We start from the raw sequence: 19,416 nt of genomic DNA on the forward strand, positions 1-19,416 counted from the left end.
CCCCGGCGAGGTCGACCTCGCCGAGGCGGCGCGCCAGGCGGCCCAGGTCCGCAAGGAGATGCGCAAGCCGATCGCGGCCGGGTCGGCCGGCTGACCGATCGGGCGGGCGTTACTCCGAGACCTCGATGATCTTCCCGTCCTTGTCGAGGGTGTGCTCGTTCCAGTACGTCCACCACTGGTCGTCCACGTGCTCCGGGACCTTGCCCTGGGGGTAGCGGGCGTAGCCCTTGGGCGGCTCCTCGCCGTCCTTCACGCACGCGCTGCCCGTGCTGCCGACGTACAGCACCGGGTACTCGCCGCCGGAGCAGACCGCGTCCGCCGTCGAGCAGGCGGACGTGAGCAGCGCGAACACCGCGCCGCCGGCGGCGAGGGCGGCGGTGGTGCGCAGCGGTCGGGGGCGACGGTTCTCACGCATCGTGGCACTCCTTCAGGGGGTGGCTGTCGGAGTCCAGGCTGCCGTGCCGGGGGCCGCCCGCCCTGAGTACACGTACTCACCGACGATGTTCGCGTACTCGTGCGAACGGCTCACCCGGCCCCGACAAGGCACGCTCCACCGCCCCTGCCGCGCCCAGCAGTTCCGCGTCCCGGCCCCGGGCGGCGACCAGGTGCAGCCCCACCGGGCAGCCGTCAGCGGTGAAGCCGGCCGGGACACTGGCCGCCGGATGGCCGCTCAGGTTGAACGCCCAGGTCAGTGCCGTCGAGAAGGTGTCGCCCGGACCCTCGTGGCCGTGCGGGCGGTTCGGCGTGACCGGGGTCAGGAGCAACGGCGTCCGGGCGAAGAAGGCGTCCAGGCGGCGGTCGTTCTCCGCGCGCACCTCCGCCTCCGGCGGCCGTACGTCCCCGCCGCGCACCGCGCACCAGGCCGCCCCCGGGTCCAGCAGATCGCAGCCGCCGCCGGTGAGCCGCACGACCCCGGCCGCCTCCAGCCGCCGCACCGCACCCCGCACCGCCGCGGCCACCTCCGGCTCGGTCTCCGCGAAGCCCAGGTCCGGGCTGTAGGCGGCGGACAGCGGCAGCGCGGGCTGGGCCGGCGCGTAGTCGTCCAGCACGCAGCGCAGATACGTCTCCGCCTCCGCCGCCGACGCCGCCAGCACCCCGGCCGAGGCGAGGCCCGACCGGTCCGGCGAGGGCAGCAGGCCGTTCGTCGTCTTCAGGCCGAACACCCCGCACCAGGCGGCCGGGATGCGCACCGACCCCGCCCCGTCGCTGCCCGTCGCCAGCGGCACCAGGCCCGCCGCGACCGCCACCGCCGAGCCCGCCGACGAACCGCCCGGAGTCCGGTCCGCGCGCCAGGGGTTGACCGTACGCCCGTGCCGGCCGAGCCCCCAGGTCTGCCAGTACGTCCCCGGTCCGGGCACGGACGTCGAGCCGACCGGGACCCCGCCCGCCGCGATCAGCCGACGCGCCGCGTACGAGCGGAGGCCGGTGGGGCCCTTCACCGCGAAGGGGAGCCCGGCCAGCGGGAGCCGGGACGCGGCGGGGAGCCGTGCGGGCGCGTCGTCGTGCCAGACGTCGAGGAAGGCGCACAGCCGCGGGTCCTCGCGGTCGATCGCGGCCAGCACCTCGCGCAGTACCCCGGAATCCGTCACCCGTTCAGTCTTCCAGGGCCGCCTCCATCACGGCACGGGCGATCGGGGCCGCGCTGCCGCCGCCGCTGATGTCGGCGCGGTCGGCCTCGGCGTCCTCCACGACCACGGCGACCGCCACGGCCGGGCGGGCCGCGCCGTCGGCCTGCGCCCAGGAGATGAACCAGGCGTAGGGCAGGTCGGAGTTGTCGACGCCGTGCTGGGCGGTGCCGGTCTTGCCGCCGACCGTCGCCCCGTCGATCGCCGCGTTCGTCCCCGTACCGTCCTGGACGACGTCGACCATCATCTGCCGCAGCCGCGTCGCCGTCATCGGGTCCATCGCCCGGTGGTACGACTCCGACCCCGTGGTGCGGACCGTGGCCCCGTCGTGCTTGGTCGTCCGCTCCACCAGGTGCGGGTACATCAGCTCCCCGCTGTTGGCGACGGCCGCCGCGACCATCGCCATCTGGAGCGGGGTCGCGCTGGTGTCGAACTGGCCGATCGAGGACTGCGCCAGCTGGTCGTCGCTCATGTCCGTGTCGAAGTTGCTCTTCGCCACCCCGGACGGGATCTTCAGGCCGGTGTCGTTGAAGCCGAACCGCTCGGCCGCCGCCACCATCCCGTCGAGCCCGACCTCCACCCCGAGGTGCGCCATCACGGTGTTGCAGGAGACCCGGATGGCGTCCGCCAGCGACGCCTTCTCGCAGCCGCGCGACTCGTTGGGCAGCACGGTCGAGGTGCCGGGCAGCACGTACGGGGACGGGGTGTCGGTCTCCGCGTCCGGATCGGTGACGACCTCGGCGTCCAGCGCGGCCGCCGCCGTCACGATCTTGAACGTGGAGCCCGGCGGATAGGTCTGCCGGATCGCCCGGTTGAGCATGGGCCGGCTCTCCGCGTCGTTCAGCTCCCGCCAGGCACCGGTGACGGACGCGCCGGTGCCGGACAGCCGCTCGGGGTCGTACGAGGGGGTGGAGACCAGCGCGAGGATCCGCCCCGTCGCCGGTTCGACGGCGGCGACCGCGCCCCGCCGGTTGCCGAGGCCCTCGTACGCGGCGCGCTGCATCGCGTCCCGGACCGTGGTCGCGACGTCCCCGCCCGGCTGCTGGGTCCGGGTGACCTCGCCCCACAGGGGGAGCGGGGCGAGCAGCGGGTCGGTGCCGGCGAGGATGCCGTCCTCGGCGTTCTCGATGAGCGTCGTGCCGTACGTCTGCGAGGCGTACCCGGTCACCGGCGCGTACAGCGGCCCGTAGCGGTAGGTCCGTTCGTACGCCAGTTGCTCGCCGGTGTCCTGGGAGCCGGTGACGGGCCGCCCGTCGACCAGGATGTTGCCGCGCGCCTGGTCGTAACGGGCGATGGTGTTGCGCCGGTTGGCCGGGTTGTCGTCCAGCGCGTCGGCCTCGAAGACCTGGACCCGGGCGGCGTTGGCCAGCAGCGCGACGAGCAGCAGCAGGCAGAACGCGGCGGCGTGCCGGATGTAGCGGATCACCGCTCGTCCTCCGCCCCGGGAAGCGGCGCGGGCACCGACGCCACGACGCCCGCCGCCGCCTCGTCCGGCGCCGGTCTGCGGGCGAGATCGCTGACCCGGATCAGCAGCGCCACGATGATCCAGTTGGTGACCACGGACGAACCGCCCTGCGCCAGGAACGGCATCGCCATACCGGTCAGCGGGATCAGCCCCATCACCCCGCCCGCGATCACGAAGACCTGGAGCGCCAGGATCGAGGCGAGGCCGATCGAGAGCAGCCGCCCGAACGCGTCGCGCAGCGAGAGCCCCGCCCGGAAGCCGCGCGCCACCAGCAGCGCGTACAGCAGGAAGAGCGCGGTCAGCCCGGCGTACCCCAGCTCCTCGCCCGCCGTCGCCAGGATGAAGTCGGACTTCGCGGCGAACCCGATGAGCACGGAGTGGCCGAGCCCCAGCCCCGTACCGAGCATCCCGCCGGCCGCGAAGGCGAACAGCGACTGGGCCAGCTGGCCGGGACCGCGGCCGGCGTCGATCGAGGCGAACGGATCGAGCCAGTCCTGCACCCGGCTGTGCACATGCGGTTCGAACGAGCCGACGACGAACGCGCCGACCGCCGCGAGCAGCAGCCCCACCGCGATCCAGCCCCGGCGCCCGGTCGCCACGTACAGAAGGATCACGAACAGGCCGAAGAACAGCAGCGAGGTCCCCAGATCGCGTTCCAGGACCAGGACGCCGACGCTGAGCAGCCAGATCGCCACGATCGGGCCCAGCACCCGCCCGGTGGGCAGCTGGAACCTCCAGACCTTGCGGCCGGTGTACGCGAGGGCGTTGCTGTTCGCCGCGAGATAGGCGGCGAAGAACACCGCGAGCAGGATCTTGGCGAACTCGCCCGGCTGGAAGGAGAAGCCGCCGACCCTGATCCAGATCTTCGCCCCGTTCACCGCCGGGAAGAAGATCGGCACGATCATCAGGACCAGCGCGGCGGCCACCGACACGTACGCGTAGCGCTGGAGGACGCGGTGGTCGCGCAGGAACACCACGACCGCGATGAAGAACGCGACGCCGATCGTGGACCAGATCAGCTGGGTCGTGGCCGCCCGGTCGCCCGGGGTCTCCAGGTCCAGCCGGTAGATCAGCACCAGGCCGATGCCGTTGAGCAGGACGGCGATGGGCAGCAGCAGCGGGTCCGCGTACGGGGCGCGGAGCCGTACCGCGAGATGCGCGAGCAGCGCGAGCAGGCCGAGACCGCCGCCGTACCCCGCGACGTCGGGCGGGACCGCGTCGTCGTGCGCGAGGCCGACCGCGGCGTAGCCGTAGACGGAGATCAGGACGGCCCCGATGAGGAGCGAGAGTTCCACGCCGCGCCGCCGGGGCAGGCGCAGCTCGGGCGGGGGTGCGTCCGCCGTCGATGCGGTCATGCCCCGCAACGTAGCAAGACGCGGGTGCTATGTCGGTTATGTCGCGATGTGGAGGTGCCGTGGACCGAGGCTCACGGCACCCTCTCCGTGTCCGGGCGTCCGGTCACCCCTGGTAGGGGTTCTGCCCCGGGCCCGAGGGCCCCGAGGCGCCCGGCGCGTAGCCCTGCTGCGGCGCCTGGCCGAACGGGTTCCCGCCCTGCGAGGCCGCGTGCTGCGCCAGCAGCTGCTCGGCCTGCTCCTTCGGTATCCGCTGCTCGCCGCCGCAGAACGTGCACTGCGTGGCGTACGAGGTCGAGAACGGGAACAGCGGCACGAAGAACAGCGTGAACTTCGTGACCCGCTTGCGCAGCGTGTGCGCCGCCGGATTCCCGCACCAGCCGCAGACCAGCGTCAGGATGGCCAGCTGGTACAGGTAGCCTCGCGTGCCGAAAATGATCATGTCGGTTCCTTCCCCGTTCTCCCCGGGAGCGCCCGGCGGCAGAGCGCCAGCAGCTTTTCGTCGGTGTACGTGTCGTGGCTGCCGCAGGCGCCTTCCGGCGCGTTGTGACGGCGTACGGAGGCGAGCTCGGCGAGCAGCACACGTGCCGCCTCCGACCCTGCCGCAGCGGGCCTCATCCGCGCCAGGCATTCCGCCACCCGGACCCGGGCCCGGTGGTTCTGCTCCCAGGCGGCCAGCAGCACCGGCAGGGACTCCTCGGCACGACCGGAAACCTCCCACAGAGCGATCCCCGCGTCCACCCGCACCCACAGGTTCCCGTCGCTCAGCAGTTCCCGCAGCCGGGGCGCGCCCGTCGCCGCCCGCCAGCCGAGCTTCCCCGCCACGCCCGCCGCCGTCCGCCGCGCGTCCACGTCCCGGGCGGCGAGACCCGCGAGCAGCGCGGGCAGCACCGCGTCGGCGTCCCCCTCCACCGCCCACAGCGCCCCGGCCGCCTCGGCCGCCTCCGCCGTCCCGGTCCGCCGCAGCAGGGCCCGCAGCTCCGGCACGGCGCAGCCTGCGGCGGGCCCGAAGGAGGCGAGGGCCCGCAGGGCCGCCGTACGCAGCCACTCGCCCCCGGAGTCCGGGGCCTCGCGCAGCACCCGCAGCACCTCCGGGGCCGCCGCGCCCGCCCGGAGCGCGGTGAGCGCGCGCAGCAGCGGGCCCACCCGGTCGTACGCCCGCTCGTCGAGCACCGCCTCGCCCAGCCGCAGCCGCAGCGCACCGGCCAGCGGCCGGGCCGCCTCGCCCAGGCGGGCGACCGCGGGCCCCACCTCGTACGGCACCACGGGAGCGGCGAGCGCCGCCGTCAGCGCCGGCAGGGCGCGCGGGTCGCCCAGCCGGGCCAGGGCCGTCACCGCGCCGCCCAGCTGGGTCCGCCCGTCCGGCCAGGTCCGCACCCAGGCCCCGGGGTCCGCCGCCGCCCGCTCCGCCAGCGCCTCCGCCGCGGGGGCGGCCAGCCCGAACAGCCCTTCCAGCAGGCGCGAAGCGGCCTCGGCGAGCCTCGGCTCGGGCGCGGCCAGCTGCTCGCCCACCAGCCGCACCAGCTCCGCGTACGAGCCCCGCCAGCCGCCGATCAGCCGGTCGCTCATGCGGACGGCGTCGAGGCGCTGCCAGGGGTCGGGGCTGCGCAGCTGGTCGGCCAGGAGCGCGGTCCGCTCGGCGACCCGGTCGTCCAGCCCGGCGTGCAGCGTGCGCAGCAGATCGGCGGTCCAGGGCGCGGCCCGCCCCGCCGTCTCCTCGGTGGACAGCGCCCGCACCTGCCCCCGCAGGGTCATCGGGGCCGCCTCGGCGCCCGGCCCCGGCGGTTCGACGGGGCGTGCCCGGGTGCCGCCGGGACCGGAGGACGAGGTGCGCAGCTCGCCCAGCAGGCCCGTCACGACGGGCACCACATCGCCCGGCAGCGAGCGCGGCGCGCAGCGCGCCAGCTGGGCCAGGGCCGCGAGCCGCAGCCCCGGCGGGCCCGTCTCCGCGATCAGCCGGCCGAGCCAGTCGGCGACCGGACCGGCCAGCGGCCGGTGGCGCAGGGCGAGCCGCCCCGCCGCCTCGACCAGGGCGAGCCGCACCTCCTCGTCCCGCTCCGCCGCCAGCCGCGCCCGCAGCAGGCCCAGCACCCTGGCCGGGTCGTCGTGCAGGGCGGCCAGGGCGAGCGGGGCGCTCAGCCGTACGCCCGGGTCGTCGTCGGCCAGCAGCGGGAAGAAGACCCCGGCACCGGCGGAGACGGCCGCCGCGGCCATCGCGTAGTTGGCGGCGGCCTCCGCCTCGTCCTCGCCGATCTCCTCCTCGTCGTCCGAGCCGAGGTCGATGCCGCCGATGCTGGTCAGCAACTCGACTATGTCGCCCCGGTCCGGCACCCAGGGATCGGCGACCAGTTCGAGGAGGAAGGGGATGCAGGCGAGCGTGCACGGATAGACGTCGCCCTGGTGGTGCACCGCCCCGTACATCCCGTCCAGCGCCCGTTCGCGCTCCGCCGGATCGGCGGAGGCCAGCCCCCGTAACAGCGCCGGCACGTCGTCCGCCGGTCCGTGGGCATGCCTCATCGAGGCCCAGTCCACCTCTTCGATCCCCGCGAACACGCCATCGCCTCCCCGCCGACGTCACACACGCAGTGTCTGCGCAGAGTGTGCACCACGGCTCGGACGATCAGACCGTGTGTGACGCGCTTTTGCATTGGAGCATGACAAGAGTCGCGTGCGTGCGGTAGGGACGGGGCGCGCGTCCCCGCGGTCAGTCCGGAAGCGGCCGCGCCTCTTGCGGATCGCGCAGCGGGGCGAGCAGATCGCCGTGCCGGTCCAGCCGCGCCGCCATGGCGTCCGCCAGGAACACCAGGTCGCCGGGGGAGCGGCAGCCCTCGATCTCGGCCCAGGTGACCGGCGCCGAGACGGCCGGCTCGGCGCGGGCGCGCAGGGTGTAGGGCGTGGCGGTGGTCTTCGCGGCGGCGTTCTGGCTGAAGTCGACGAAGACCCTGCCCGGCCGCAGGGCCTTTTGCATCCGGTGCACCACCAGGTCGGCGAGCTCCCGCTCCGCCCGGACGGCGAGGCCCTTCGCGTACGCCGACACCGCCGCCGAGTCCGTGGGGACGATCGGGACCAGCAGATGCAGGCCCTTGGAGCCCGAGGTCTTCCCGTACGCCGTGAGGCCGTCCTCGGCCAGCCGCTCCCGCAGCCACAGCGCGACCCGGCAGCACTCGACCACCGTGGCGGGCGCCCCCGGGTCGAGGTCGAGAACCAGCCGGTCGGCCACCGCGGGGGTCTCGGCCCGCCACTGCGGGGTGTGGAACTCCACCACCAGGTTGGCCGCCCACATCAGCGAGGCCAGGTCCTGGACGACCACCTGTTCGGACGGTTCGCTCTCGCGGTGCGGCACCGGGGCCCGGCGTACCCAGGACGGAGTACCGGGCGGCGGGTTCTTGGTGAAGAAGAGCTGGCCGTCCGGCCCGTCCGGATAGCGCAGGAAGGACACCGGCCGGTCCCGCAGGTGCGCGAGCAGCACCTCGGCCGCCGTGGCCGCGTAGTAGTGCAGCACCTCGCCCTTCGTGGTGCCGGTGGCCGGATACAGCACCTTGTCCAGATTGCTCAGGGACAGCCGTCGCCCCTCCACCTCGGTGATCGGCGTCATACGATAAGAATCACACGCAAAAATGACTTTTCTTCGCATATACGTACCCAAGGGGTGAACCGGTGAGATCCATCTGGAACGGCGCCATCTCCTTCGGGCTGGTCAGCATCCCGATCAAGCTGGTCAACGCCACCGAGAACCACTCGATCTCGTTCCGGCAGATCCACGTCGAGGACGGCGGGCGCATCCGCTACCGCAAGGTGTGCGAGCTGGACGGGGAGGAGGTGACCTCCGCCGAGATCGGCAAGGCGTACGAGGACGCCGACGGCTCCATGATCCCGATCACCGACGAGGACCTGAGCCATCTGCCGCTGCCCACGGCGAAGACCATCGAGATCGTGGCCTTCGTTCCGGCCGATGCGATCGACCCGCTCCAGATGGACGCGGCCTACTACCTCTCGGCCAACGGTGTCCCGGCGGCGAAGCCGTACACCCTGCTGCGCGAGGCCCTGAAGCGCAGCCGCAAGGTGGCCCTCGCCAAGTACGCGCTGCGCGGGCGCGAGCGCCTCGGCATGCTCCGGGTCGTGGACGACGTGATCGCCATGCACGGGCTGCTCTGGCCGGACGAGATCCGGGCCCCCGAGGGCGTCGCCCCGGAGTCCGACGTGACCGTGCGCGACGCCGAGCTGGACCTCGCGGACGCCCTGATGGACACGCTCGGCGAGGTCGACATGGACTCGCTGCACGACGACTACCGGGAGGCGGTCGAGGAACTGGTCGCCGCCAAGGCGTCGGGCGAGGCCCCGGAACCGGCCGAGAAGGGCGCGAAGGGGGGCGGCAAGGTCATCGACCTGCTCGCCGCCCTGGAGAGCAGCGTCAAGGCCGCGAAGGAGGCCCGGGGCGAGGGGGAGGAGGACTCCGTGGCGGACGTCACGCACCTCGCCGACCGCAAGGCGTCCGGTGCCGACAGGAAGGCATCCGGCTCCGGGGGCACCGCCAAGAAGTCCGCCGCCTCCCCGAAGTCCACCGGCGGCAAGAAGTCCACGTCGAGCGGTACGGGCAAGCCGGCGGCCAAGAAGACCGCCGCCAAGAGCACCGCGAAGAAGACGGCCGCGAAGAAGACGACGGCCAAGAAGCAGAGCGGGTCCAAGAGCACGGCGTCCCGCAAACGCGCCTCGGCCTGACGCCTGCCCGCACGCATGGACGTGGGGCCGGTCCACCGGGATCAGTGGCCGGCCCCATGCCCCAGGGGGTTTGCCCCTCGTCCCAGCGCCGGGCGATCAGCGCCGGCGGTAGGAGCTCACATAACCGGCGGCCGGGGTGCCGACGCCCGTCACGTCGTCGTAGCCGCGCACGGCCGCCAGCGAGGCGTCCTTGCCCAGGCTGCGCACGGTGGTCCGCAGGCCGTCCGCCGCGTCGTAGCCGTTGACGTAGTCCACCCGGACCACCGCCAGGTCACGGTGTGCGCCCAGCGGGTGGTCGGTCACGTCGTGGTACGCCTTCGACTGGTACCGGGCGTAGATCGCCGGGTTGGCGAAACCGATCGGCCGGCCGTGCTGGGCCTGCTGCGCCAGGGCCTGGATGCCCGCGATGACCGGGGCCGCCAGCGAGGTGCCGCCGATGCGGTACTCGTCGTAGCCCAGTGAACCGTCGGGCAGGGTCTGGGTCTGGCCGACCAGGAAGCCGGTGTTCGGGTCGGCGACGGCCGCGATGTCCGGGGCGGTGCGCATCCGCGTCCTCCCGTTCGCCCGCGCCAGCGAGTCGGGCACGATCCCGCGCTGGTAGAACGGCTGCTCCACGGTGGAGCTGGTGCCGCCGCCCGCGCCCGAGGTGTACGCGCCGGGGAACCCTTCCCAGCTGCGGCCGTCCGCCGCCAGCGGGGCGTTGAGCGTGCCCCAGCCGGTCTCCCAGAGGTACGTGTCGTGCTTGCCGACCGCGAGCGCGGTGCCGCCGACCGAGGTCACCCAGGCCGAGTCGGACGGGACGTCGATCTGCTTGGTGCCGGTCGAGTCGACGTTGTCCCCCGCGTCGCCGGAGGAGAAGTAGAAGCCGATGCCCTCGACCGCGCCCATCTTGAACACCTGGTCGTAGGCGAGCGCCAGGTCCGGGGTCTGGTTGGCCTCCACGTCGCCCCAGGAGTTGGAGACGATGTCGGCGAGGTGGTGGTCGACGACCTTGTTCAGCGAGTCCAGCAGATCGTTGTCGTAGCAGGACGCGCCGCCCACGTACACGATGCCGGCGGCGGGCGCGACCGCGTGCACGGCCTCGACGTCGAGGGTCTCCTCGCCGTACCAGCCGGACGCCCCGCACTCCTCGGTCTTCGTGTAGTCGTCCGGCAGCACCTGGCTCAACTGGCCGCGCTTGTAGGGCGCGTCACCGTTGCGCTTCGCGTACTCGGCGGCGTCCTTCGCGATGGTGGGCGAGGCGTACGCGTCGGTGATGGCGACGGTCACCCCCTTGCCGGTGTAGCTCCCGGCCCCGTACGCCGCGCGCAGCTGCGTGCCGGTGTAGCCCTTGACCGCGTACGGCGCCTTGGAGCCGTACGCCTCCGGCAGCGAGGAGGCCGTCTTCGACCCGAAGTACGTGGAGAGCGGGCCGGAGTTGCGGAACACCGCGTCCGGCGGCGGCAGCACGTCGTCGTGGCGCGAGGTGTGCGGGGCGTTGTCCAGGCCGGACACGGCGAGCACGGCGTCGCCCAGCGCGGCAGGCACCGACACGTTGGCGGACGGAGCCCGGTAAGTGCGTCCGCCCTTGCGGTAGTTGCGCAGCTGGGTGGAGAACGCCTTCTCGGCGGCGGCGACCTCGCCGGTGGCCGAGACATAGTGCTCGTTCGCCCCGGTGACCGTCAGCCCATTGGCCTCCAGCCACTCACTGACCCGGTCGATCTGCTCCCGGGTGGCCCCGAACCGGGCCCGCGCCTGCGCGGGGCTCAGGAACTTCCCGTACGAGGACGAGTTCGGATCCGACACGGCGGCTGCGTAGGCGGCGAGGCCCTTGGCGTCCCGGCCCGCGAGGTGCACCCGGACGGCCACCCCGGTGCTGTCGGACGCGGCCCCCCGGTCGGCCGAGGCGGTGGCCCAGGACGGCTTGGTGCCCTGCAACGCGTCCCGGCCCCCGTGCCCGGCATCGGCACTGGCGTCGGGCATCCCGAGGGCGAGCGCCCCGGCGAGCAGCGGCAGTGTCACTGCCATGCCCAGCCCGGCGCGTCGTCCGGCGCGGTTGAATATCAAAACAACAACCCCCTGCGATATGGGTCTCGCGTACGGAGCATGTGCCGAATGAAGTGCACATGTAATGCGCCACTCTGGCGAGGAACGATTCATGCAGGGGGCATGCATTGACCAAGACTCGGCCAAGTGCCACCGCTTCCGGCTCGGTTCACCTGACGCCGCGCACCCCGCCCGGGAGCCCGGTAAGGTGCGGAGGGCCGCGACTGGCGCGCGCTCCTCGCGGGGTGCTCAGTGGAATCGACCACGAGGGAGCGGCACACCCCGGGCACGCCCGGGGGCGTCATGCCGGAGAGCCGTCCGCCTGGGCATCCGGGTCCACGCCGCAGCCATGCGACCGACCCGGGAGGAACCCGTGACCGCGTCCGTACCCGCACAGCCCCGCCACCCCGCCCTGGCGACGACCGACCCCGAACTCGCCGCCCTCGTGGCCGCCGAGGAGCAGCTCCAGGCCGACACCCTGCGCCTGATCCCCAGCGAGAACTACGTCTCCGCCGCCGTGCTCGAAGCGTCCGGCACCGTCCTCCAGAACAAGTACTCCGAGGGCTACCCGGGGAAGCGCTACTACGAGGGCCAGCAGATCATCGACCAGGTCGAGACCCTGACCGCCGACCGCGCCAAGGCGCTCTTCGGCATGGACCACGCCAACGTCCAGCCGTACTCCGGCTCCCCGGCCAACCTCGCCGTCTACCTGGCCTTCCTCAAGCCCGGTGACACCGTGCTCGGCATGGCCCTGCCCATGGGCGGCCACCTCACGCACGGCTGGGGCGTCTCCGCCACCGGCACCTGGTTCAACGGCGTCCAGTACGGCGTGCGCCGCGACACCGGCCGCGTCGACCTGGACGAGGTCCGCGACCTGGCCCTGGCCGAGCGGCCCAAGCTGATCTTCTGCGGCGGCACCGCCGTGCCCCGCGAGATCGACTTCGCCGGCTTCGCGGAGATCGCCCGCGAGGTGGGCGCGGTCCTGGTCGCCGACATCGCCCACATCGCGGGCCTGGTCGCGGGCGGCGCCCACCCCTCGCCCGCGCCGCACGTGGACGTCGTCTCCACGACCACCCACAAGACCCTGCGCGGCCCGCGCGGCGCGATGCTCCTCAGCCGCGCCGAGCACGCCCGCGCCCTGGACCGCGCCGTCTTCCCCGGCCTCCAGGGCGGCCCGCACAACCAGACCACGGCGGCCATCGGCGTAGCCCTGAAGGAGGCGGCCACCCCGGACTTCCGCGCCTACGCCCACGCGGTGGTGGCCAACGCCCGCGCACTGGGCGAGGAACTGGCGTCCCGGGGCTTCGACCTGGTCTCCGGCGGCACTGACAACCACCTGCTGCTGGTGGACCTCACCGGCAAGGACATCCCCGGCAAGCCGGCGGCGAAGGCCCTGGACCGGGCAGGCATCGTCGCCAACTACAACGCCGTCCCCTACGACCCGCGCAAGCCCTTCGACCCCTCGGGCATCCGCCTCGGCACGCCCGCGCTGACGTCCCGGGGCGTCCCCGCCTCGGAGATGGCGAGGATCGCGGAGTGGATCGACCGCGTCGTCACGGCTGCCCGCGCGGGCGACGAGGACACGATCGGGAAGGTGCGCGCCGAGGTGAAGGAGCTGATGGACGCGTATCCGGCACCGGGCCTGCCGGTCGCCTGAGTCGCATGACAGTGCCCCGCACCATCGGTGCGGGGCACTGTGCGGAGCTCAGCTCTGGACGGTGTACGCGACGAACTCGCCCCAGGCGGTGGGGGAGAGGGCGAGCTCGGGGCTGTGCTGGTCCTTGGAGTCCCGGACGTGCACAGCCGTGGGGCAGGCCGCCACCTCGACGCAGCTGTCCCCCTCGGAGCCGCTGTAGGTCGACTTGTGCCACGCCATCGCCACCTCGACGCAACTGTCCCCCTGAGAGCCGCTGTAACTGCTCTTGAACCAGTTCAGGCCGGACGTGCTCATAGCGCTCCTCGCATTCGCTTCAGCAGGCCCAGGGAGTCCTCGGGAGTTAGGGCCTGTGAGCGAAGTTTGGCATAGCGCTGCTGGAGGATGCTGATCTCTTTCGGATCGGAGATCAGCCGCCCGTTCTGCTGTCCTTCCGAGTACGCGAACCAGCGATGCTCCGGTGTCTCGACCAGTTGCATGGGCCCATCGGTCCCCGCATGCGAGACCCGCCGCGTCGGCATGATCTGAAACTCCACGTTCCAGTTGCTCTCGATCAACTCGATCAGGTGGTCGAGGAGTTCACGCGTCACCTTGTCGCCGCCCGTGTGCCGCTCCAGCACCAACTGCTCCACGATGAAGCTGAACGCCGTCGGCGGCTTCCGGTTAACGGACAGCAGCTCCTGGCGGGCCATCCGCGCCGCGATCCGCTGTTCTAGCTCCTCCGGGTCGGGCAGCGGCGGCACGTCCAGCGAGATCGCACGCGCGTACGCCTCGGTCTGCAACAGGCCAGGAATCACGCGGCATTCGTACGTGTAGAGGCTGATCGCGGTCGCCTCCAGGCGCGCCCACTGAACGAACCAGTTCGCCAGCCCGGCCTGCCGGGACAGAAACGGCGCCGCCTTCCGCAGGGCCCCCGTGTTCCCGAGCACGGGTTCCGCGCTCTGCACGAAGCCGGGCTCCGGCATCCGGCGGCCCTGCTCGATGGAGGCGATCGTGTGCCTGGAGTAGCCGACGAGCGCGCCGAACTCCTCGCGGCTCAGGCCCGCGTGTTCGCGTAAGGCATGGACAACCGCGCCGAAGGTGCGCATGCTGTCCGACACCTCCGGCTCCGTACCGCCCGCCGCTCCCGTACCGCCGCCCGTGTTGCCGTAGGCCACTGTGGCCACCTTTCGCGCCGCACCCCGTCGTACCGCTTCTGAGTCGGTGTCATGGTGGGTCCGGGGACCTCGTACTGTCTACCGTTCGTGCTCGTACGCTGACACTGCGTACGCGCCGCAGGGTTGGGGGGAGCGGAATTTCGCCCCGACGTGCGAAGGGTGGCTCACTCGGCCGCGTGGACGGCCTCGGCATGGCAGTCCTTTATTAGCGGGATTGCTTTCAAGGGCGGGGACGGGGCCTCGTGCGCATTTCTCTGAGCGCCTCTGGACGCCCTCGTGAACAGCTGGCAAGCGAATGGGCGACGCCTTGAAGGGCGTCACCCATTGGTCGCCGACTACTCCGCTCGGCTAAAATCGAGGGAGGTCAGAATCCTATTTCCTTGACCTTGTAGGTCAGAGTGTAGTGCCCGTCGTCGTCGGTGCCGATGAAGTCAGCTTGGTTCTGCCCCTCCGGCTCGTCGGCGGACAGGTCGACCCAGCCGAGCGAGTCGGAACCCAGAGGACTTTCGTCATCCCGCAGGCTGAACCGTCCAGGGAGCTCGTAGATGGGGCTGTTGACCCCGTATGTGCCAGTCTGGGTCGCCCCGACGGTGCCGTCGCTGGAGTTCGGCCAGAACCTCTGACCGTTGTAGAACATGAAGAGTTCATCGACGTCATCATCGTCGGTCTGGTGGCAGTAGATACTGATCGCCTTGACGGCCTTCACGAAACTCGCCTCCCGAATTTCGTCATCACTGCTCTTATTTCAGGAGACCACGGCTTTACAATGCACGCAACCGCAGTTAGCATCCATCGCAATCAATCTGACCATTAAATTATCGAATATTTAAACGTTCTCCTTGCTGCTGCGGCCGGCCATGGGGGCAGTGGTCACCAGGACTTGCGTGGCGCGTGGTGTGAGCTGGGCGAAGCCCGGCACACTACGGCTCAGCCGCAGCGACGCAGTCGGTGGGGGCGAGGCCGGCATCACCGTTCCCGGCGAAATCCGCACCCGCCCGAAGGCGTTCGGGGAGCCGGCCCGCTCCGCCGCCCGTGGGGCAGAGGCGCGCGACAGGGTCGCCTGGGCGCTGGCGACCCTGTCATGGGCGCGTCGGCACTCGGCACCCGCATCCCGAAGCTCGGGTTTCGGGTGCCGTGGGGGAGCCGCGCCCGGGGCCCGGCGTAGCGCTTGAGCTTCGGGATTCGAGGTCCGAGCGGCGTTCTTCACCGGGCGGGTGGGAAAGGAATGGGAAAACCTTCCCGCCCTCCCACCCCTGTCACGGCCAGCAAGTATGACTAATAGTGAGCGAGTTGCAGCGGAAAGTCGCGACTGCTTACGGTGCCCCCAACGAAACGACCCCGACGCGGTGTTGTCGCACCGGCCGGGGTCTGACCCAAGATCGACCACAGTAGAAAGAACACCGATCTCGTGGCTGCCCAGCACTTTAGTCCTGCCCTGCCCGCCTCCGCCGAAGGCCCCCGCGCGGCCCGCCCCGGCTACGGCAAGCGCTCCGCGCCGCCCGGACAGGGCCCGTCCCGCCCCGCAGACTTCACCGGCCTCCCCGAGCGCGAGCGGTACGTCGCCGCGTACGTCGACCGCCTGCCCGACGGGGCTGCGATGGACATCAAGTCGCTCGCCAAGGACCTGCCCCTCTACGGCCAGATGGCCATCGGCACCGCCCTGCGCGCCCTCGCCGTGGCCGGGCACCTGCGCCGCGTACGACGCAGGGTCGAAGGCGACGGCACGTGCCGTTGGGTGACGTACACCTACTGGTCCCGGACCGCCCGCGACAACGAGTGGTGGACCGCCATGCTCTGCGGCGCGGCCGCCGCCCCGGTGTCCGAGCCGACCGTCGAGCCGGTGGCCGTGCCCCCGCAGCGCGCCGCCGCCCCCGACCCGCCCGCGCCGCCGGGGCCGGAGGCCCCCGCCGCACCCTCCGCCGCGTACGTCGCCCTCGCCGGCCTCGGTCGCCGTGAACCCCGGCTGGCGCTGTCCGCCGCCGACTGCGCCGCCCTGGAACCGCTGGCCGCCGCCTGGCTCGCACGCGGGATCGGCGCCGACCACCTGACGGTGGCGCTGACCGCCGGGCTCCCCGAGGATGTCGTGTTCCCGCTCGGCCTGGTGCGCCGCCGCCTGGCCGACAAGATGCCGCCCGAACTGCCGGACGTGAGCCTCCGGGCGCCCGACCTCCGGGTCGAATGCGTCGAGTGCGGCCGCCCCGGCCCGGCGGCCCCACTCCCGGACGGCCTCTGCGGCCCCTGCCGTACTCCGCACGTACAGGCCACACCTCCGGACGGCGGCGGTGACGTCCCGGCCCGGGTCGCCGGGCTCCGGGGCCTGCTGCGCACCCCCTGACCTCGTACGCTGCGCCGGAGTACGCAGGTTGCTGCTGGTGCGCGCCATGGACGTACCGCCAGATTGGGGGCATGACACCACTGCCCCTCGCGGTCGCCCCGGCCACCGCGACCGCGTTCACCCAGCGCTTCAGCTCCACCCCGCGCGGCGCCCGGCTCGCCCGGCGGCTCGCCCTGCATCAGCTCGACGCCTGGGGCGTGCCGCACGGCACCACGGCCTCCGACACGGCCGCCGTGCTCGTCGCCGAACTCGCCGCCAACGCCGTCACCCACGGCCGCGTCCCCGGCCGTGACTTCGAGCTGGTCGTCCGTCTCACCGGTCGGACCCTCCGCATCGAGGTCTCCGACACCAGGGGCGAACGCCGCCCGCTGTCCGGGGCCGTGGCCGAGCCCCCGCCGCTCGCCGAGGAGGGTCGAGGACTGCTCCTGGTGGCAGCCCTCGCCGACCGGTGGGAGGTGTTGGACCGTGCCCCCATCGGCAAGACGGTCGCGGTCGAGCTGGAACTACCGCGCTGACAGTGGACTGCGGGCCCGGGTGTACCACGTGGGGGAGAGGGAGAGGGAGGCTGCTCATGGCTGCGACCACGTTCCGTGCCGCCGTGCGCGACGAGGACGTCGCCGCCGGGCGCACCACCCGGCACGAGGGCGTGGACGAGATGTTCGCGCACCTCACCTCACCGGCGCCGGGTCGCCGGTGAGGTGACAGGGGGACGGGCGGCAAGGGGGCCCTGCCGCCGGCCCGCGCCGCCTCAGACGGTGGCGATCAAAGCCGCGACCGCGAACAGCGCCGCCGCCGTGCCGGCCAGCGCGCTGAGAACGCCGATGCAGCGGAAGAGCGCTGCGGGCCAGGTGACACGCGACGTGGCGGGCCTTCCCGCGGTGAGCGCCCACAGCTCGATGGCCTCTTTGCGGCGTCGCGCCATCTCGGTGGCGTTCAGGGCCATCCGCAACCCGGAGAACGCGAAGTAGAGCGCGATGAGCAACCCCGCGACGATGACGAACATGTCCCCCCCTGGGCAGCACGCGCCTCGGCCGGCGCGGCTCGGGCCGCATCGTACATACGCGAAGACCCCGACCTCAGTGTTTCCACTGACGGCGGGGTCTTTTCGGCACTTCCTGCGAAGTGCCCCCGGCAGGATTCGAACCTGCGCACCCGGCTCCGGAGGCCGATGCTCTATCCCCTGAGCTACGGGGGCGTATCGCTGTGCTGCTCTGCGACGGGTGAAACACTACCAGCTCCGACGGGGTGCCCGTGAACAGGTATTCCGCGTCATCGCGGCAGAGCACGCGCCCCCTCGTACACACATCCAGCCAACCCCGGCGCCGCTCCTCCGGGGCGGAAGTGGGCAAAACCCGGACGCAGCCCTTCCGCCGTGCCTACTCTCGAAGGGTGTCTGGGGCATGCGGCCGCGTGCTTGTTGTCGACGACAACAAGGTCATCCGGCAGTTGATCAGGGTCAATCTCGAGCTGGAGGGCTTCGAGGTCGTGACCGCGGGCGATGGTGTCGAGTGTCTGGATCTCGTGCACCGGGTCCGCCCCGACGTGATCACGCTCGATGTGGTCATGCCCCGGCTCGACGGCCTCCAGACCGCCGCCCGGCTGCGGTCCGATCCGCGCACCGGGCATCTGCCGCTCGCGATCGTCAGCGCCTGCACGCCGTACGAGGTGGACCACGGGGTCGCCGCCGGGGTGGACGCGTTCCTGGCCAAGCCGTTCGAGCCGGGCGAGCTGGTGATGCTCGTGCGGCGGCTCGTCGAGCGCGGCCGGCCGTCCGTGCCGGCCGGCGGGCCGGGCGCCGGGCGGGCGGATCGCCCCGCCGGCTGACCGCATGGCGAAACCGGTTCGCGGAGGGCCCCCCTCCCTCCCATACGCTTGTCCCGTGACCCCCGTCGATCTCTCCACGACCGTGCTGCACGCCGTGCGCCGCGCGGTCCGCGAGGACGCCCTTCGCGCGCCCGTGCCCGCGCGCGTACGGGTGGAGAGGACCCGGCCCGGTGGGCGCGGCGACTACGCCAGCGCCGTCGCGCTCCAGCTCGCCGGACCCGCCGGCCTCGGCGCCCGCGAGGTCGCCGAGATCCTGCGCGACCGGCTCGCCGGAGCCCCCGGGGTCGCCGGAGTCGAGATCACCGGACCCGGCTTCCTCAACTTCACGCTCGACGCCGCCACCGGCGCCGCCGCCCACCGCGACCTCGTCCACCGGGTGCGGGAGCAGGGGGAGCGGTACGGGCACGGGGACGCCCTCGCCGGACAGCGGACGCACCTCGTCCACGCCCGCGAGGTCCGGGCCGCCGTCACCGCCGACGCCGTCCGCCGCCTCCTGAGCGCGCAGGGCGCCGACGTACGCGTCGGCTGCGCGGGGGAGCCGGACCCGGACTGGGCGCGGGCCGGGGTGAGCATGGAGGCGTACGGGATGCCGCAGGCGCGCACGCCCGACGGCGAAGGCGCTCACCGGCAGGCGCCCGGTGCCCACGGCGAGCCGTCCGTCGGTGGCGTTGCCGAAGGCGCTCACCGGCAGGCGCCCGGTGCCCACGGCGAGCCGTCCGCCCCCATCCGCCCCGTCCCCGCAGGGGACACCGCCGCCGCCCTCCTCACCCGGCTCGGCGCCGACGCCGCCCGCTGGGGCCTGCTCCGGGCCGCCGGGCACGACCGTGCCGCCCTCGGGCCGGAGCTCATCGCGCAGACCGAGGCCAACGCCCTCTTCCGGGTCCGCTACGCCCACGCCCGCGCCCGTGCCGTGGTCCGGGAGGCGGCCCGGCTCGGGGTCGCCGTCGCGGGGCCCGGCGAGGACGTCGACGCGACCGGGGCCGCCGACCTGCTCACGCTGCTCGACGCGCACCCCGCCGTACTCGCGGCAGCGGCCCGGCACCGCGCCCCCGACCGGCTCGCCCGGCACCTCGAAGCGGTCGCCGCCGCCTTCTTCGACTTCCACGACGCCGCCCACCCGCTCCCCGCCGGGGACGAGAAACCCTCGGCCGCCCACCGCTCCCGGACGGCCGTCGCCGAAGCCGCCGGGACGGTGCTGGCCGGCGGCCTGTCCCTGCTCGGCGTCAGCGCGCCCGAACACCTCTGAGCACCCGAGAGAGC

General features: G+C 72.9%; 19 protein-coding genes and 1 tRNA gene. 7 read left to right on the forward strand and 13 right to left on the reverse strand.

Annotated features, from left to right (window positions below):
• Positions 1 to 109: 109 nt before the first annotated feature.
• The 7 genes from ACN6LM_RS05525 to ligD form a co-directional block, all read right to left on the reverse strand.
• Complete coding sequence (locus ACN6LM_RS05525) at positions 110 to 415, reverse strand: SCO0607 family lipoprotein (protein ID WP_445064132.1); 306 nt, start codon at positions 413 to 415, stop codon at positions 110 to 112.
• Positions 416 to 491: 76 nt separating this feature from the next.
• Positions 492 to 1,589 carry an amidase family protein gene (locus ACN6LM_RS05530; protein WP_445064133.1) on the reverse strand — a complete coding sequence of 366 codons (1,098 nt, stop codon included), beginning with the start codon at positions 1,587 to 1,589 and terminating at the stop codon, positions 492 to 494.
• Positions 1,590 to 1,593: 4 nt separating this feature from the next.
• A complete protein-coding gene (locus ACN6LM_RS05535) occupies positions 1,594 to 3,051 on the reverse strand; it encodes a penicillin-binding transpeptidase domain-containing protein (protein WP_445064134.1) in 1,458 nt (485 codons plus the stop codon).
• A complete protein-coding gene (locus tag ACN6LM_RS05540; RefSeq protein ID WP_445064135.1) occupies positions 3,048 to 4,445 on the reverse strand; it encodes an FtsW/RodA/SpoVE family cell cycle protein in 1,398 nt (465 codons plus the stop codon). The genes ACN6LM_RS05535 and ACN6LM_RS05540 overlap by 4 nt, the downstream gene beginning before the upstream one ends.
• 103 nt (positions 4,446 to 4,548) lie before the next feature.
• Entirely contained in the window at positions 4,549 to 4,884 is a 336-nt protein-coding gene (locus ACN6LM_RS05545; protein WP_445064136.1) for a zinc-ribbon domain-containing protein, read from the reverse strand.
• A complete protein-coding gene (locus tag ACN6LM_RS05550; protein WP_445064137.1) occupies positions 4,881 to 6,995 on the reverse strand; it encodes a PBS lyase in 2,115 nt (704 codons plus the stop codon). The genes ACN6LM_RS05545 and ACN6LM_RS05550 overlap by 4 nt, the downstream gene beginning before the upstream one ends.
• A 151-nt stretch (positions 6,996 to 7,146) precedes the next feature.
• A complete protein-coding gene (ligD, locus tag ACN6LM_RS05555; RefSeq protein WP_445064138.1) occupies positions 7,147 to 8,037 on the reverse strand; it encodes a non-homologous end-joining DNA ligase in 891 nt (296 codons plus the stop codon).
• A gap of 62 nt (positions 8,038 to 8,099) precedes the next feature.
• Here ligD and ku point away from each other — a divergent pair, with 62 nt between their 5' ends.
• Complete coding sequence (gene ku, locus ACN6LM_RS05560) at positions 8,100 to 9,161, forward strand: non-homologous end joining protein Ku (RefSeq protein ID WP_445064139.1); 1,062 nt, start codon at positions 8,100 to 8,102, stop codon at positions 9,159 to 9,161.
• A 96-nt stretch (positions 9,162 to 9,257) separates the two neighbouring features.
• On the opposite strand, the gene ACN6LM_RS05565 is transcribed toward ku, so the two are convergent.
• A complete protein-coding gene (locus ACN6LM_RS05565; RefSeq protein ID WP_445064140.1) occupies positions 9,258 to 11,168 on the reverse strand; it encodes a S53 family peptidase in 1,911 nt (636 codons plus the stop codon).
• Between the two features lie 391 nt (positions 11,169 to 11,559).
• On the opposite strand from ACN6LM_RS05565, the gene ACN6LM_RS05570 reads away from it, so the two are divergent.
• A complete protein-coding gene (locus tag ACN6LM_RS05570) occupies positions 11,560 to 12,843 on the forward strand; it encodes a serine hydroxymethyltransferase (RefSeq protein WP_445064141.1) in 1,284 nt (427 codons plus the stop codon).
• A 48-nt stretch (positions 12,844 to 12,891) separates the two neighbouring features.
• Here ACN6LM_RS05570 and ACN6LM_RS05575 read toward each other — a convergent pair whose 3' ends face one another.
• The 3 genes from ACN6LM_RS05575 to ACN6LM_RS05585 all read right to left on the reverse strand — a co-directional run bounded on the left by ACN6LM_RS05575 (position 12,892) and on the right by ACN6LM_RS05585 (position 14,703).
• Positions 12,892 to 13,137 (reverse strand): DUF397 domain-containing protein, encoded by a 246-nt coding sequence (locus ACN6LM_RS05575; RefSeq protein ID WP_445064142.1) that lies wholly within the window; start codon positions 13,135 to 13,137, stop codon positions 12,892 to 12,894.
• Positions 13,134 to 13,997, reverse strand: a complete 864-nt coding sequence (locus ACN6LM_RS05580) for a helix-turn-helix domain-containing protein (protein WP_445064143.1) — start codon at positions 13,995 to 13,997, stop codon at positions 13,134 to 13,136. The genes ACN6LM_RS05575 and ACN6LM_RS05580 overlap by 4 nt, the downstream gene beginning before the upstream one ends.
• A gap of 364 nt (positions 13,998 to 14,361) precedes the next feature.
• A complete protein-coding gene (locus tag ACN6LM_RS05585) occupies positions 14,362 to 14,703 on the reverse strand; it encodes a hypothetical protein (protein ID WP_445064144.1) in 342 nt (113 codons plus the stop codon).
• A gap of 702 nt (positions 14,704 to 15,405) precedes the next feature.
• Between ACN6LM_RS05585 and ACN6LM_RS05590 the strand changes: the two genes are divergently transcribed.
• From ACN6LM_RS05590 to ACN6LM_RS05600, 3 genes are all read left to right on the forward strand, one after another.
• Positions 15,406 to 16,332 (forward strand): MarR family transcriptional regulator, encoded by a 927-nt coding sequence (locus ACN6LM_RS05590; RefSeq protein ID WP_445064145.1) that lies wholly within the window; start codon positions 15,406 to 15,408, stop codon positions 16,330 to 16,332.
• A 71-nt stretch (positions 16,333 to 16,403) separates the two neighbouring features.
• Positions 16,404 to 16,847: an ATP-binding protein gene (locus ACN6LM_RS05595; protein WP_445064146.1), complete on the forward strand. Its 444-nt coding sequence runs from the start codon at positions 16,404 to 16,406 to the stop codon at positions 16,845 to 16,847.
• Between the two features lie 56 nt (positions 16,848 to 16,903).
• Positions 16,904 to 17,029 (forward strand): hypothetical protein, encoded by a 126-nt coding sequence (locus ACN6LM_RS05600; protein WP_445064147.1) that lies wholly within the window; start codon positions 16,904 to 16,906, stop codon positions 17,027 to 17,029.
• Between the two features lie 51 nt (positions 17,030 to 17,080).
• Here the strand turns inward: ACN6LM_RS05600 and ACN6LM_RS05605 are convergent, their stop codons facing one another.
• Together ACN6LM_RS05605 and ACN6LM_RS05610 are read right to left on the reverse strand one after the other, a co-directional pair.
• Positions 17,081 to 17,335: a hypothetical protein gene (locus ACN6LM_RS05605; protein ID WP_445064148.1), complete on the reverse strand. Its 255-nt coding sequence runs from the start codon at positions 17,333 to 17,335 to the stop codon at positions 17,081 to 17,083.
• Positions 17,336 to 17,455: 120 nt separating this feature from the next.
• A tRNA-Arg gene (locus tag ACN6LM_RS05610) sits at positions 17,456 to 17,527 on the reverse strand.
• A 194-nt stretch (positions 17,528 to 17,721) separates the two neighbouring features.
• On the opposite strand from ACN6LM_RS05610, the gene ACN6LM_RS05615 reads away from it, so the two are divergent.
• Together ACN6LM_RS05615 and nrtL are read left to right on the forward strand one after the other, a co-directional pair.
• The gene (locus ACN6LM_RS05615) at positions 17,722 to 18,156 is read left to right on the forward strand and encodes a response regulator (RefSeq protein ID WP_445064149.1); all 435 of its coding nucleotides are present in this window, start codon (positions 17,722 to 17,724) and stop codon (positions 18,154 to 18,156) included.
• A 55-nt stretch (positions 18,157 to 18,211) separates the two neighbouring features.
• A complete protein-coding gene (gene nrtL / locus ACN6LM_RS05620) occupies positions 18,212 to 19,402 on the forward strand; it encodes an ArgS-related anticodon-binding protein NrtL (protein ID WP_445064150.1) in 1,191 nt (396 codons plus the stop codon).
• Positions 19,403 to 19,416: the final 14 nt, after the last annotated feature.

This window comes from Streptomyces sp. SAS_281 (assembly GCF_052542855.1).